The 14,578-nt window shown below is 65.3% G+C and carries 12 protein-coding genes and 1 tRNA gene; 10 read left to right on the top strand and 3 right to left on the bottom strand.

Going from position 1 to position 14,578, the window contains the following annotated elements; all coding sequences use genetic code 11:
• The first annotated feature begins 26 nt into the window (after positions 1-26).
• The 3 genes from RW112_RS12985 (at position 27) to RW112_RS12975 (ending at position 2,497) form a co-directional block, all read left to right on the top strand.
• Complete coding sequence (locus tag RW112_RS12985) at positions 27-710, top strand: lysophospholipid acyltransferase family protein (RefSeq protein ID WP_317782203.1); 684 nt, start codon at positions 27-29, stop codon at positions 708-710.
• 10 nt (positions 711-720) lie between these two features.
• Positions 721-2,271 (top strand): ribosome biogenesis GTPase Der, encoded by a 1,551-nt coding sequence (gene der, locus RW112_RS12980; RefSeq protein WP_305940480.1) that lies wholly within the window; start codon positions 721-723, stop codon positions 2,269-2,271.
• A 149-nt stretch (positions 2,272-2,420) separates the two neighbouring features.
• A tRNA-Pro gene (locus tag RW112_RS12975) sits at positions 2,421-2,497 on the top strand.
• Between the two features lie 75 nt (positions 2,498-2,572).
• Here the strand turns inward: RW112_RS12975 and RW112_RS12970 are convergent.
• The gene (locus tag RW112_RS12970) at positions 2,573-3,463 is read right to left on the bottom strand and encodes an Fpg/Nei family DNA glycosylase (RefSeq protein WP_317782154.1); all 891 of its coding nucleotides are present in this window, start codon (positions 3,461-3,463) and stop codon (positions 2,573-2,575) included.
• Positions 3,464-3,610: 147 nt separating this feature from the next.
• Between RW112_RS12970 and gcvH the strand changes: the two genes are divergently transcribed.
• From gcvH to RW112_RS12945, 5 genes are all read left to right on the top strand, one after another.
• Positions 3,611-3,997, top strand: coding sequence for a glycine cleavage system protein GcvH (gene gcvH / locus RW112_RS12965; protein ID WP_305940482.1), 387 nt, complete (start codon positions 3,611-3,613; stop codon positions 3,995-3,997).
• A 135-nt stretch (positions 3,998-4,132) separates the two neighbouring features.
• Entirely contained in the window at positions 4,133-4,609 is a 477-nt protein-coding gene (locus RW112_RS12960; protein WP_317782153.1) for an FHA domain-containing protein, read from the top strand.
• A 23-nt stretch (positions 4,610-4,632) separates the two neighbouring features.
• A complete protein-coding gene (locus tag RW112_RS12955; RefSeq protein WP_317782202.1) occupies positions 4,633-5,349 on the top strand; it encodes a MerR family transcriptional regulator in 717 nt (238 codons plus the stop codon).
• Positions 5,349-5,852, top strand: a complete 504-nt coding sequence (locus tag RW112_RS12950; protein WP_011691403.1) for a bifunctional nuclease family protein — start codon at positions 5,349-5,351, stop codon at positions 5,850-5,852. Before RW112_RS12955 ends, RW112_RS12950 begins: the two co-directional genes overlap by 1 nt.
• Before the next feature lie 242 nt (positions 5,853-6,094).
• The gene (locus tag RW112_RS12945; RefSeq protein WP_305940484.1) at positions 6,095-6,700 is read left to right on the top strand and encodes a MerR family transcriptional regulator; all 606 of its coding nucleotides are present in this window, start codon (positions 6,095-6,097) and stop codon (positions 6,698-6,700) included.
• Between the two features lie 92 nt (positions 6,701-6,792).
• Here the strand turns inward: RW112_RS12945 and RW112_RS12940 are convergent, their stop codons facing one another.
• Positions 6,793-7,629: a ParA family protein gene (locus RW112_RS12940; protein ID WP_317782152.1), complete on the bottom strand. Its 837-nt coding sequence runs from the start codon at positions 7,627-7,629 to the stop codon at positions 6,793-6,795.
• A gap of 317 nt (positions 7,630-7,946) precedes the next feature.
• Between RW112_RS12940 and RW112_RS12935 the strand changes: the two genes are divergently transcribed.
• Complete coding sequence (locus tag RW112_RS12935) at positions 7,947-11,342, top strand: pyruvate carboxylase (RefSeq protein WP_317782151.1); 3,396 nt, start codon at positions 7,947-7,949, stop codon at positions 11,340-11,342.
• 91 nt (positions 11,343-11,433) lie between these two features.
• Here RW112_RS12935 and RW112_RS12930 read toward each other — a convergent pair whose 3' ends face one another.
• Positions 11,434-13,272 carry an AMP-dependent synthetase/ligase gene (locus tag RW112_RS12930; protein WP_317782150.1) on the bottom strand — a complete coding sequence of 613 codons (1,839 nt, stop codon included), beginning with the start codon at positions 13,270-13,272 and terminating at the stop codon, positions 11,434-11,436.
• Between the two features lie 202 nt (positions 13,273-13,474).
• On the opposite strand from RW112_RS12930, the gene RW112_RS12925 reads away from it, so the two are divergent.
• Positions 13,475-14,566, top strand: a complete 1,092-nt coding sequence (locus RW112_RS12925; protein WP_317782149.1) for an ROK family glucokinase — start codon at positions 13,475-13,477, stop codon at positions 14,564-14,566.
• The last annotated feature ends 12 nt before the right edge of the window (positions 14,567-14,578 follow it).

The raw sequence follows: 14,578 nt of genomic DNA, 5'->3' as shown, positions 1-14,578 counted from the left end.
GCGGCGTACTCCCGGGCGGATGGACCATGGCCTGGAGCCGGCCGGTCGGGTGGATCCTGGACCATGTGGTCTACCGGACCACAGTCCACGGACGGGAGAACGTTCCCACTGAAGGTCCCGTGATCTTCGCTGGCAACCACATCAGCTTCCTGGACGGGCCGGTGATGTTCGGCGCGTCACCGCGCCCCATGCACATCCTCGTTAAGAAGGAAATGTTCAAAGGCTTCCTCGGGGGCGTCCTCAAGGCTTCGGGCCAGCTTCCGGTGGACCGCTCCGGCGACCGTGCCGCGCTGCAGCTCAGCAAAAGCGCGCTCGACGCCGGCCGTTGCGTCGGTATCCTCCCCGAAGGTACACGGGGGAGCGGCGAGGCGACCACCATTAACAACGGGGTTGCCTGGCTGGCGCTGAACTCCGGCGCCACCGTGGTTCCTGTGGCCATCCTGGGCACCAGGATCGGCGGCGAACACCTCGACGCCGTTCCGCGGCCGGGCCGGCGGCTGCACGTCAGTTTCGGCAAGGCGCTGGCTGTGGGGCGCAGGCCCGGCGAGACAGGGCGTGTTTCAATGGACAGGGCGGGAAACGAGATCCGCGCTGCATTGGCACGGCATGTCCAGCAAACGATTCAACTCAGCGGGCAGCCCTTGCCCGGCGCGGATTCCCCGCAAAAACGTCATGAAGAAGTAGCCGGGACGCCGGCAGATCACCACTAAGGAAAGTGCAATGAGCGATACGACTCAAGCCTCCGGCAAATTTGGCGCCGGCGAAGACGAATACACGCCCACCGGCACGGACCAGGTGGCGGAGCATCTTGCTGCCCTGGACGATGACGAGGCAGAGCTTCGAGCCGCCTCCCTCCGGGCCGGCCTGGACGACTACGAACTGGACGAGGAAGACGCCGCCCTCCTGAGCGGCCACTACGACGACCAGGACTTCGACGGTCCGGTCAAGCTTGATCCGGTGCTGGCCATCATCGGCCGCCCCAACGTGGGCAAGTCCACCCTGGTGAACCGTATCCTCGGCCGCCGCGAAGCCGTGGTGGAGGATACCCCCGGCGTCACGCGCGACCGGGTGATGTACTCGGCCACGTGGAACGGCCGGAACTTCACGGTCGTAGACACCGGCGGCTGGGAGCACGATGCCCGCGGCATCCACGCCCGGGTCGCAGAGCAGGCCGAAATGGCCGTGGAACTCGCCGACGCCGTGCTGTTCGTCGTCGACTCAGCCGTCGGCGCCACCGCCACGGACGAAGCGGTCGTCAAAATGCTCCGCAAGTCCAAGAAGCCGGTCATCATGGTGGCCAACAAGGTGGACGACTTTGCGCAGGAAGCCGACTCGGCAACGCTCTGGGGCCTCGGCTTCGGCGAGCCGTACCCGGTGTCGGCATTGCACGGCCGGGGCGTCGCCGACCTCCTCGACCACGTAATGGACACCCTGCCTGAGTACTCAACGATCGAAGGGCTGGAGCGCTCCGGCGGGCCGCGCCGTATCGCACTCATCGGCCGTCCGAACGTGGGCAAGTCCTCCCTGCTGAACAAGCTGGCGGGATCCGAGCGCGTTGTCGTGGACAACACCGCCGGCACCACGCGCGACCCCGTCGATGAATTCATCGAACTCGGCGGCCGCACCTGGCGCTTCGTCGACACCGCCGGCATCCGCCGCCGCCAGCACATGGCGCAGGGCGCGGACTTCTACGCCTCGCTGCGTACGCAGAGCGCCCTCGAAAAGGCGGAGGTCGCCGTCGTGCTCCTCGCCGTGGACGAAGTGCTCAGCGAGCAGGATGTCCGCATCCTGCAGCTGGCCATTGAATCCGGCCGTGCACTGGTTCTCGCGTTCAACAAGTGGGACCTGCTGGATGACGAACGCCGCACCTACCTGGAACGTGAAATCGAGCAGGACCTGGCCCACGTGGCCTGGGCGCCGCGCGTGAACATTTCGGCGCTGACGGGCTGGCACAAGGACCGCCTGGTTCCTGCGCTGGACACGGCACTGGAAAGCTGGGACAAGCGCATCCCCACCGGGCGCCTGAACGCCTTCCTCGGCGAGCTCGTGGCTGCGCACCCGCACCCGGTCCGCGGCGGCAAGCAGCCCCGCATCCTCTTCGGCACGCAGGCTTCCAGCCGCCCGCCGAAATTTGTCCTGTTCACCACCGGATTCCTGGACCCGGGATACCGCCGCTTCATCACCCGCCGCCTCCGCGAAACCTTCGGTTTCGAGGGAACGCCCATTGAGGTCAACATGCGCGTCCGCGAAAAGCGCGGCAAGAAGCGTTAATCACGGCACACGTTGCATGTGTCACACAGAAAGTGTCACTTGCACCCTCTGACATCGTGTAAGCTTTTCAAGGTGGTTCGGCCGGACTGCTTAGGTGAAAATCGCAGGGAAACCTGGGAGGCCACCGAAGCGGAGAACGGCGGGACTAACGGGCTGTAGCGCAGCTTGGTAGCGCACTTGACTGGGGGTCAAGGGGTCGCAGGTTCAAATCCTGTCAGCCCGACCAGCAGGAAAAACCGCTCCGTTTCCGGGAATCATCCCGGGACCGGGGCGGTTTTTTCGTTGTGCCGGTTGTGGCGCCCTATTTCAGGAAACGGGACGTCCTCCGGTCCGCCAGGATCTTGCCGCCTGTCTGGCAGGTCGGGCAGTACTGCAAAGCCCTGTCGGCAAAAGACACTTCATGGATGGTGTCCCCGCAGACGGGGCACTCCTCACCGGTCCGGCCGTGGACGCGCATGGTGTTCCGCTTGGCGTCCTTCAATTCGTTGGGCGCCTTTCCCACAGCCTCCGCCACCGCCTGGCCCAGGATGCTGTGGACGGAGTCGTAAAGGACGCGGACGGCTGCCGGGTCCAGGGACTTCGCGATGGCGAAGGGGGAGATCCGCGCCGCGTGGAGGATTTCGTCGCTGTAGGCGTTTCCGATGCCGGCGATCACTCCCTGGTTCCGTAACAGTCCCTTAATCTGCTGGGTGCTCGCGGCGAGAATTTCAGCGAAATCATCAAGGCTGAACGAGTCGCTTAACGGATCAGGGCCCAGGGTGGCGACCGCCGGGATCTGTTCCGGGTCCCGGACCACGTAGAGTGCCAGGCTCTTCTTGGTGCCTGCCTCGGTGAGGTCGATCCCTATCTGTACTGCGCCGCCGTCGGCGTCCGGCCGGTTCGTGGTGAACTCCAGCCGCGCAGCGATGTACCCCTTGCCCCGTGCCAGCACGGCATGGGACGGCGATTCCGTGTACCTGAGCCAGCCGGCCTTTGCCAGGTGGAACGCGAGATAGATGCCCTCAGTCTCCAGGATGATGAATTTTCCCCGGCGCTGGACACCGGAGATGGTGCGGCCTTCCAGTGCCGTATATGGCGGGTCCGCCGTCTTGAGGACCGCGAAGGACACGATCTGGATTTTCGTCAGTACAGCTCCACGAAGCCGGGCGCCCAGGAAAGCGCTCAGCCCGGCCACTTCGGGAAGTTCTGGCATGTCACTACTGTGCCACAAGGGTCCTGACAAGGGCTCCCTGCCGCGGCTATTGATGTGCATATACTTTCAGCGGCGGCTTGTTCTGCAGACCTCCGTTGACATTGCTGATTGACCAATATTCGTGGTTGACCCGATGAAAGGCCCCTGATGAGCAACATTCCCGAAGACCTGTCCTACACTGCCGAACATGAGTGGGTTTCCGCCCCCAACGCCGAGGGCGTAGTGCGGGTAGGCATCACCGATTTCGCCCAGGACGCCCTGGGTGACGTGGTGTACGCGCAGATGCCCGAAGTCGGCACCAAGGTCGCCGCGAACGAGGTCGTTGGCGAGGTTGAGTCCACCAAGAGCGTGAGCGACATCTACGCTCCCGTGAGCGGAGAAATCGTCGCCCGGAACGAGGCACTGGACACCGATTCGGCCCTGATTAACAGCGATCCGTACGGCGAAGGCTGGCTCATCGAGGTCAAGCTCGCGGAGGCCGACGCGGTGGAGTCCCTGCTCAGTGCATCGGAGTACGAACAACAGGTAGGCTAAAGATAACCGGCATGGCGGGCCGGCTGCTGAGTGATCAGCAGCCGGCGGCACGCCGGTAGTACCGGATCTGCCAGGCTTTTCCGGAGGGCACGCGTTGTTTGCAGGGGGACATCTGCAACGGAAGAGGAGGAATCCATGGTTGGTCACGAGAATAGCCACAACGTTGGTGATTACGGCACGGGCGGAGTGAAGGCTTCGGAGACCACCTCGATTCATCTCACGCCGATCCGTGATGAGCCGATCATTGCGCCCAAGCTGTCTCCGGAGGAGCGGGTTGCCGTGGAGGCCCTTCCGTTCGGTTCGGCGCTGCTGGTGGCCCATAGCGGACCCAACACCGGTGCGCGGTTCCTCTTGGACTCCGACGTCACCACTGCCGGACGGCATCCGGACGCGGACATCTTCCTTGACGACGTCACGGTCTCCCGCCGCCACGTGGAATTCCGTCGGACGGCACGCAGTTTCGAGGTCGTTGACACCGGCAGCCTCAATGGAACCTACGTCAACCACGACCGCGTGGACAGCGTGGAGCTCAAGTCCGGCAATGAAGTCCAGATCGGCAAGTTCCGGCTCACTTTCTACCTCAGCCCTGCCCGCGCTGCAGGCAACGTCTGATCCCGGGGTAGTTGCCTGTGGCTCTGGCACAACCGGAACGGCGCGGACCCCAGGTCCTGAACATCGGGGAAGTACTCGCGCAACTGAGTGACGACTTCCCCGGCATGACCGCGTCCAAAATCAGGTTCCTTGAAGAAAAGGGCCTGATCAATCCGCAGCGCACCCCGGCCGGCTACCGGCAGTATGCGGACACGGATGTGGAGCGGCTGCGCTTCGTGCTGGCTCTCCAGCGCGACCAATACCTGCCGCTGAAGGTGATCAAGGACTATCTTGACGCGATCGACCGCGGCGAACGCCCGGAGAACCTGCCGCCGGGCGTCACGGTGTCCCCGCGGATCGTGTCGGACGAACTCGCCACCGAACTGCAGAACAAGGTGCGCAGGCTCAGCGAGGACCAGCTGCGGGCCGAGTCCGGCGCCAGCGTGCCGCTGCTGCGGTCGTTGCTTGAATTCGGGCTGATCCGCCACGTCAACGGGAAGTTCGATGAGCATGCCCTGCAGGTGGCCCGTGCCTGCGTCCAGCTGGAAAGCCACGGCCTCGAACCCCGCCACCTACGGCCTTTCCAGGCCGCCGCAGAGCGGGAGTTTGGCCTGGTGGAACGTGCCGTGGCGCCGCTGACCTCCCGCAAGGACGCCGCATCCCATGCCCGGGCCGCCGAGGCAGCCCGGGAGATCAGTGATCTCTGCCTGACGCTGCACCGGGCCTTGGTGCAGGACCGCATATCGCGAATGGATATCTGATGATTGAAGTCGAGATCGTAGGCGTGAGGATCGAACTGCCGTCGAACCAGCCGCTGGTGCTGCTTCGCGAAATCCACGGCGAACGGCACGTGCCCATCTGGATCGGAACCCCTGAAGCCAGTGCCATCGCGTTGGCCCAGCAGGGTGTGGTGCCGCCGCGGCCCATGACGCACGACCTCCTAATCGACGTCGTCGAATCGTTGGGCCACTCCATCGTCAGCGTCAATATCGTCGCCGTCGAAGACAACATCTTCTACGGACAGCTCCAGTTCGAAGACGGCACCACCGTGAGCTCCAGGGCCTCGGACGCCCTTGCCCTGGCCTTGCGGGCCAAGTGCCGCATCTGGTGCGCGGACTCGGTGATGGATGAGGCCGGTGTCCGGATTACCGAGCACGATGAAGGTGAAGACACCGAGCCAGGCCCCACCGTGGACGAGGAGCGTGAACTGCGACGCTTCCGTGAGTTCCTCGACGACGTGGAGCCCGAAGACTTCGACGGCTAGGGGCACGTTAAGGTTAAAGTTGAGGCTGAAAGTTTCGACACGCCCCTCGAAGAGGGCCAACGTCTTTGACCTTGGGCCCTGGCAGGCCTAACGTCGAACATATCAAGTTCCCATTGCATACAACAGCCGCGCAAGTCACACTGGAATGTGCAGCTCCGGCTGAAATTACACAGATGAATTTCGGATCTGTGATCGCTGTTGCTGCAACTTCCTTAGGGGAGCATACGACGAGGAGGGTCCACGTGAGTCCGAAAGGCGAAGCAGGCGAGCTAAAGCAGGCTTCAACGGCAGGCGTAGCCCTGCCCGCGAGCGGTGCTCAGGGCCTCCTCTTCACGGAAGACCTTCCTGTCCTGGACGAGGACGCCGGCTACCGCGGACCGACTGCCTGCAAGGCCGCAGGCATCACTTACCGCCAGCTCGACTACTGGGCACGGACAGGCCTGGTTGAGCCCGCAGTTCGCGGCGCCGCCGGTTCCGGCTCGCAGCGGCTCTACGGCTTCCGCGACATCCTGGTGCTGAAAGTGGTCAAGCGGCTGCTGGATACGGGCGTTTCACTGCAGCAGATCCGTTCCGCCGTCGAACACCTGCGTGAACGCGGCGTTGAAGACCTCGCCCAGATCACCCTCATGAGCGATGGCGCGAGCGTCTATGAATGCACCTCCGCGGATGAGGTCATTGATCTCGTCCAGGGCGGCCAGGGTGTGTTCGGAATCGCCGTCGGCCGGGTGTGGCGCGAAGTGGAAGGCAGCCTCGCAGCGCTTCCCAGCGAGCACGCCGTCGAGCAGTCGTTTCCGGACGATGAACTCAGCAAGCGCCGCGCAGCCCGCAAGACCGGCACCACAGGCTAGCACCCCTACCCTCAGCAGAAAGGCCGCCTTCCGGAAGGAAGGCGGCCTTTCTGCTGTCAGTGCGTGGGGAGGCCACGGGGACGGCATTCCAACTACCGGAGGCTCCGTTCCCGGAGTGCTCCGGCGGGATCGGAGCCGTTGGATGCCAGGAGGTTGTCAAGAAGAGTGTTGAACATGCTGGCGGCATTTTTCGCCGAATCACCGGGCCAGTGGTGCACGGAATGCGCCGCACCCTGGATCTGCTGCCAGTTTGCCTGTTCCGGAATGTGGGGTGTCAGCAGCAGTTCTCCGAACATCGACTGCATTTCCGCGAGGCGGAAGGCGTGTTCGGACGAACCCGAGCGGACGCGGTTCGCAATGATGCCGGCGGGGGAGAGGTTGGGGGCGAACTCCTGGCGGAACAGCTGGATAGCGCGCATGGTGCGCTCCGTTCCCGCCACGGAAAACAGCCCCGGTTCGGCGACGAGGGCCACCTTGTCGCTGGCGGACCACGCCATCCGGGTCAGTCCGTTCAGCGAGGGCGGGCAGTCCACCAGGATCAGCTGGTACTTGTCCGTGCCGGCCAGAACCGCTGACAACCTGCGCAGGTCCCTGCGGCCAAGGTCGGGCCGATCGTAAATGCCTGTGTAAGCGGAACCTACAGCAACATCCAGGACGGCGGGCCGGGCTCCGTTGTAGTTTTCACGGGCCACCCAGCCGCTGGTGACGACGTTCTCGGCAAGCCTGGCACGGCGGGGGCTCTTCAGCATCCGGCCGATGTCCAGTTGGTCATCCGGCTGGACGCCCAGTGCCGTACTGGCGTCCGCATGCGGATCAAGGTCCACCACGAGGGTGGGGATGCCGGCGGCCAGGGCCGCAGATGCCAATCCGGTGGTGACGGAAGTTTTGCCGACCCCGCCTTTGAGGCTGCTGATGCTGACTACTTGCACTTGAAAAACCAATACCTAACGCCGGTTGCCGTGTTGGGGTAGTGCCGGCTCCGGCTCCCCGGAGCGGAGGGCGCGCGTAAGCACCCCCAACTCATCATATGTTGCCGCGGTGATGAATCCCGCTTCATCCGGCGTGTGCGCGGCACATCCCGCCCGATCCCGTGCGGGCGACGGGGGCCGGGATCGGCGGGGCCTGCCTAATCCTGCCTCCATGACGGATAATTCTGTGATGGTCGACACAATGATTTGTGTTTCCACGCACCCGTCTTACACACTGTGACCACTTACCGATACACCCGCGATGATGCAGGAGAAGTATGTTTTCCAAGATTCTGGTGGCTAACCGCGGCGAAATCGCGATCCGCGCCTTCCGTGCCGGCTACGAGCTGGGCGCCAAGACGGTTGCCGTGTTCCCCAACGAGGACCGTAACTCCATCCACCGCCAGAAGGCTGATGAAGCGTACCTGATCGGCGAAGAGGGCCATCCCGTCCGCGCCTACCTCGACGTGGATGAGGTGGTCCGGGTAGCCAAGGAATCCGGCGCCGACGCCATCTACCCCGGCTACGGATTCCTCTCGGAGAATCCCCGCCTGGCCCGGGCCGCCAAAGAAGCCGGCATCACCTTCGTCGGCCCTCCGGCTGAGGTCCTTGAGCTGGCAGGAAACAAGGTTGCCGCCTTGGAGGCGGCACGTGCCGCGGGCGTTCCCGTCCTCAAGTCGAGCCAGCCCTCCAAGGACCTGGATGAGCTGATCGCCGCCGCAGACGTTATCGGTTTCCCCATTTTCGCCAAGGCCGTGGCCGGCGGCGGAGGTCGCGGCATGCGCCGCGTGGACACCCGTGAGGCTCTCCCGGAAGCGCTGCAGGCTGCCATGCGCGAGGCTGACGCCGCGTTCGGCGACCCCACCATGTTCCTCGAACAGGCCGTTCTCCGCCCCCGCCACATCGAGGTCCAGATCCTGGCCGATGCCGAGGGCAACATCATGCACCTCTTCGAACGCGACTGCTCCATCCAGCGCCGCCACCAGAAAGTCGTGGAAATCGCGCCGGCCCCCAACCTGGATGAGGGCATCCGGCAGGCGCTTTACCGCGATGCCGTGAAGTTCGCCAAGGCGCTCAACTACGTCAACGCCGGAACCGTGGAGTTCCTCGTGGACACCGTCGGCGAACGCGCCGGCCAGCATGTCTTTATCGAAATGAACCCCCGCATCCAGGTGGAGCACACAGTCACCGAGGAAGTGACGGACGTGGACCTGGTCCAGGCGCAGCTGCGCATCGCCTCCGGCGAGACGCTGGCCGACCTGGGCCTCTCCCAGGAGACGGTCCAGCTCAAGGGCGCGGCCCTTCAGTGCCGCATCACCACGGAGGATCCGGCCAACGGTTTCCGGCCCGACGTCGGCAAGATCACCGGCTACCGATCCGCCGGCGGTGCCGGTGTACGGCTCGACGGCGGGACCGTGTACTCGGGTGCCGAGATCAGCCCGCACTTCGACTCCATGCTGGTCAAGCTGACCTGCCGCGGCCGCGACTACCCCGCAGCTGTGGCGCGCGCCCGTCGCGCCCTGGCGGAATTCCGCATCCGCGGCGTGTCCACCAACATTTCCTTCCTGCAGGCCGTCCTGGATGATAAGGACTTCATCGCCGGCGATGTGGCCACCAACTTCATCGACCAGCGCCCCGAGTTGCTCAAGGCCCGTGTCTCCGCGGACCGCGGCACCAAGCTGCTGACCTGGCTGGCCGAGGTGACAGTCAACAAGCCCAACGGGGAACTCACGGTCCACTCGAACCCTGCGGCCAAACTGCCCGCAGTGGGGGACACCCCTGCACCGGAGGGCTCACGCCAGCGGCTGATCGAGCTGGGTCCTGAAGGCTTTGCCAAGGCCCTGCGCGCGCAGAACGCCGTCGCCGTGACGGACACCACGTTCCGCGATGCCCACCAGTCCCTGCTGGCCACCCGGGTCCGCACCCGCGACCTGGTCGCGGCAGGCCCCGCCGTGTCCGCTCTGCTTCCCGAGCTGCTGTCCGTGGAAGCCTGGGGCGGTGCCACATATGACGTCGCCCTGCGGTTCCTCGGCGAGGACCCCTGGGACCGGCTTGCCGCGCTGCGCAAGGCACTGCCCAACATCTGCCTCCAGATGCTGCTCCGCGGCCGCAACACCGTGGGCTATACGCCGTACCCCGAGGAAGTCACCGTTGCATTCGTCAACGAGGCCGCCGCTACCGGCATCGACATCTTCCGGATCTTCGACGCGCTCAACGACGTGAACCAGATGGCTCCTGCCATCCGCGCTGTCCGGGCCACCGGCACCGCCGTCGCTGAAGTGGCCCTTTGCTACACGGGTGACATGCTGAATCCCGACGAAAACCTGTACACGCTGGACTACTACCTGGCGCTGGCGCAGAAGATCGTTGACGCCGGTGCCCACATCCTCGCCATCAAGGACATGGCAGGGCTGTTGCGTCCGGCGGCCGCTGCGAAGCTTGTGGCAGCCCTGCGGGAACGGTTCGACCTCCCGGTCCACCTGCACACCCACGACACCGCAGGCGGCCAGCTGGCCACACTCCTGGCGGCAGTGGACGCAGGCGTGGACGCCGTGGACGTCGCGTCGGCTTCCCTGGCAGGCACTACCAGCCAACCCTCGGCGTCGGCGCTGGTCGCCGCCCTGGCAAACACGCCGCGCGACACTGGCCTGGACCTGGCCAAGGTCAGCTCGCTGGAACCCTACTGGGAGGCCGTGCGGCGCGTCTACGCACCCTTCGAGTCGGGCCTGCCGGGCCCCACCGGCCGCGTCTACCAGCACGAGATCCCCGGCGGCCAGCTCTCCAACCTCCGGCAGCAGGCGATGGCCCTCGGGCTGGGTGAACGCTTCGAGGCCATCGAGGACATGTATACGGCAGCGGACCGCATCCTGGGCCGTCTCGTGAAAGTCACCCCGTCCTCCAAGGTGGTTGGCGATCTCGCCCTGCACCTCGTCGGCCTCAACGCTGATCCCGCGGACTTCAACGAAAACCCGCAGAGTTATGACATCCCGGATTCCGTGATCGGCTTCCTGTCCGGCGAACTGGGCGATCCCCCCGGAGGCTGGCCGGAGCCGTTCCGCACCAAGGCCCTCCAGGGCCGGAGCATCAAGGTGCGCGACGCCGAATTGAAGGCCGAGGACAGCGAAGCGCTGAAGGGTGACTCCAAGACCCGGCAGCAGACCCTTAACCGCCTGCTCTTCGAAGGTCCCACCAAGGACTACCAGAAGAGCGTGGAGACTTACGGCAACCTGTCCGTCCTGGACACCCGCGATTACCTCTTCGGCCTCCAGCGCGGCGCGGAGCACGAGATCGAGCTTGAGAAGGGCGTTCGCCTGATCGCCTCCCTTGAAGCAGTATCGGAGCCGGATGAGAAGGGCATGCGCACTGTCATGTGCACGCTCAACGGCCAGTCCAGGCCGGTGGTGGTCCGCGACCGTTCCGTGGTCAGCAACGTCAAGGCAGCAGAGAAGGCGGATGTAAGCCAGCCGGGCCACGTCGCCGCACCGTTCGCCGGAGCCGTGACACTTACGGTCAAGGTGGGGGACGCGGTCAACGCCGGCGATACCGTTGCCACCATTGAGGCCATGAAAATGGAGGCGTCCATCACGACGCCGGTGGCCGGAACGGTCGGACGCCTCGCTGTCGGGGCCGTGGAACAGGTCCAGGGCGGGGACCTGCTGCTCGTCGTCGAGTAAGGCAACAAGCCCGAGTAAGACCACAAAAGGGAGGTCCTCCCGGTTCAGTGCGAACCGGGAGGACCTCCCTTTTGTTGTGCCGGCGTACCCTTTAGTGCTGTCCGGACGGCTCCGTACGGGCCGGGCGCGGAGAAGCGTACATCTCCCCGATGACCGCTTCGAAGTCCTTCATCACCTGGGCCCGCTTGACCTTCATGGACGGGGTCAGGTGGCCGGAAGCCTCCGTGAAGTCGGACGGCACAATCCGGAACGACTTGATGGCTTCAGCCTGGGACACGGACTGGTTGGCGCGGGTGATGAGGTCCTGGACGGCGGCCTTGACCACAGGGTGGTCCGCGGCTTCCGCGAGGGTGGTGGAAGCCGGCAGGCCGTGCCGCTGCAGCCACCCTGGCAGGGCTTCCTCGTCGAGGGTCACCAACGCGCCGATGAACGGCATGTTGTCGCCGACAACGAGCACCTGCGAAACCAGGGCGTCGGCGCGGATCTGGTCTTCGAGCAGAGCAGGCACCACGTTTTTGCCGCTGGCCGTCACGATGATTTCCTTCTTGCGGCCCGTGATGGTCAGGAAGCCGTCATCGTCCATTTGTCCGATGTCGCCGGTACGGAACCATCCGTCCACGAACGTGTCGGCTGCCAGGTCATCGCGCTTGTAGTAGCCGCGCATCACGCAGACGCCCTTCGCGAGGATCTCGCCGTCGTCGGCTATCTTCACTGCATTCCCCGGCAGGGGAGCCCCGACCGTGCCGATCCTGATGAGGTCAGGCGTGTTCACGGTGATCGGAGCCGTGGTCTCGGTCAGGCCGTAGCCTTCGAGGATCTGCATGCCGATGCCCTGGAAGAAGTGCCCCAGGCGTTCGCCCAGCGGGCCGCCGCCGGAAACGGCGTGGGCCACCTGGCCGCCCATGGCTGCGCGCAGCTTGCTGTACACGAGCTTGTCGAACAGCGCGTGGCGGAGCTTGAGGCCAAAGCCGATCGACCCGGCCTGGCGGGCGCGGGAGTAGGCGATGGCGGTGTCGGCTGCCTTGTGGAAGATGGCGCCCTTGCCACCGTCCTCCGCCTTCGTCATGGCCGAGTTGTAGACCTTTTCGAACACGCGCGGCACCGCGAGGATGAACGTGGGCTTGTAGCTCTGCAGATCCGGCAAAAGGTGCTTGATGTCCGGAGTGTGCGCCACCGTAACGCCGGCCGCCACGGCAAGGACCGAGATGAACCGGGCGAACACGTGGGCCAGCGGCAGGAACATGATGGTCCGCGCTTGTTCGTGGACAATGCCGGACAGCGAAGTGGCCAGCGCGTTCTCCGAAAGCTCCACGAAGTTTCCGTGGGTCAGTTCGCAACCCTTGGGCCTGCCGGTGGTGCCGGAGGTGTAGATGATCGTCGCCACGTCGGCAAGCGAAGCCTGGCTCCGGCGGGCTTCCAGTTCGTCGTCGCTGACGGCGGTTCCGGCGGCGCGGAGTTCGTCCAGCCCCGCGCCCTCCAGCTGCCAGACGTGGGCGAGGGAGGAGAGCCCCTCGGACGTGGCGGCCTGCCGGATGACGTCCTCGTGGTGCGCCGACTCACCGAACGCGGCAACGGCCCCTGAATCGCCCAGGTTCCAGGCAACCTGGCTGGGCGAGGATGTTTCGTAGATGGGAACGGAGACGCCGCCGGCGAACCAGATCGCAAAATCCACCAGCGCCCACTCATACCGTGTGCGGGACATGATGCCCACGCGGTCGCCGGCCGCGACGCCGCTGGCCATGAGGCCCTTGGCAAGCACGCGGACGTCGGCGAGGAAATCGGTGGCGGAAATGTCCTGCCACTGTCCGGCGGCATCGAGCCTCGAATACAGGGAAGGGTTCGAGGCCTTGGCGGCCTGCCGCAGCACCAGGTCGGTGATGTTGGTTTCCGGGGGTACATTCACCAAGGGCGGAACACTGAATTCGCGCACGATAGCTCCTTTGTTATCCATAGACCCGCAGGGGGTACTGCTAACACTAGTACGCCCGCTGCGGAGGTGTGTTCTGTTTCACCTACTGGCGAGTAACTTTACGGTCAAGGGCCTGGCACCCGCCACCCCCGGCCCTTCGGGAGTCGTGTCCCGCAGGCGGACCGCGCCGGAATATAAGGGGCGGGCAATAGAATGGGGAACCATGCATACTCCTTCGCCCGGCGCCGCGCCCAGACCCTTTCGACGGACGGCCGCGTGGCGGCGCAGGAAGCCTGAGGGGCAGGAAGCGCTGGCCGCAAGCCAGACCTTCCGCGAGCACCTCCGGCTGGGGCGCAAGGGCCTGGCCATCGGCGTCGATATCGGTGGCACCAAGGTTGCCGCCGGCGTAGTGGATGCCGACGGCAGGATCCTGAGCCAGGCCCGGCGCTCTACTCCGGGCAACGACCCCCGGGCAGTGGAACAGGTGATTGTGGAACTCGTGGAGGAGTTGAGCCGCGGCCACCGCATCTGGTCAGTGGGAATCGGCGCGGCCGGCTGGATGGACCTCGACGGCGGGACGGTGCTGTTCAGCCCGCACCTCGCCTGGCGCAATGAGCCCCTGCGGGACAACCTCCAGCGCCTGCTGCGCAGGCCGGTCCTCCTGACGAACGACGCCGACGCCGCCGCATGGGCGGAGTGGCGCTTTGGTGCCGGTCAGGGACAGAACCGGCTCGTGTGCATCACGCTCGGCACCGGCATCGGCGGTGCCATGGTGATGGACGGCCGGCTGGAGCGCGGACGTTTTGGCGTTGCGGGCGAATTCGGCCACCAGATCATCATGCCCGGCGGCCACCGTTGCGAATGCGGCAACCGAGGCTGCTGGGAACAATACGCATCCGGAAACGCCCTCGGCCGCGAAGCCCGCGAGCTGGCTGCCGCCAATTCGCCGGTGGCGCAGGAACTCCTGAAGGCCGTGGACGGGCAGGTGGACCGGATTACCGGAGTCATCGTGACGGAACTGGCCAAGGCAGGGGACCCCACCTCCCGGGAACTGCTGGAGGACGTCGGAGAGTGGCTGGGACTGGGGCTCGCCAACCTGGCGGCCGCGCTGGATCCCGGCAAGTTCGTAATCGGCGGAGGCCTGTGCGACGCCGGCGAACTGCTGGTGGCGCCGGCCCGGAAGGCTTTTGCCCGGAACCTGACCGGCCGCGGATTCCGTCCGGCAGCCGAAATTGCCCTGGCAGCGCTGGGGCCCAACGCCGGGCTGATCGGCGCCGCGGACCTGTCCCGGGTCAGCAGCCGGATGCACGGCTAACCGCGAAATCAG

The organism is Arthrobacter sp. B10-11 (genome assembly GCF_033142195.1).
GTDB classification, from domain to species: Bacteria; Actinomycetota; Actinomycetes; order Actinomycetales; family Micrococcaceae; genus Arthrobacter; species Arthrobacter oryzae_C.
Note: the sequence above shows the minus strand (reverse complement) of the source record. Positions and strands in the feature narration are given on the sequence as shown.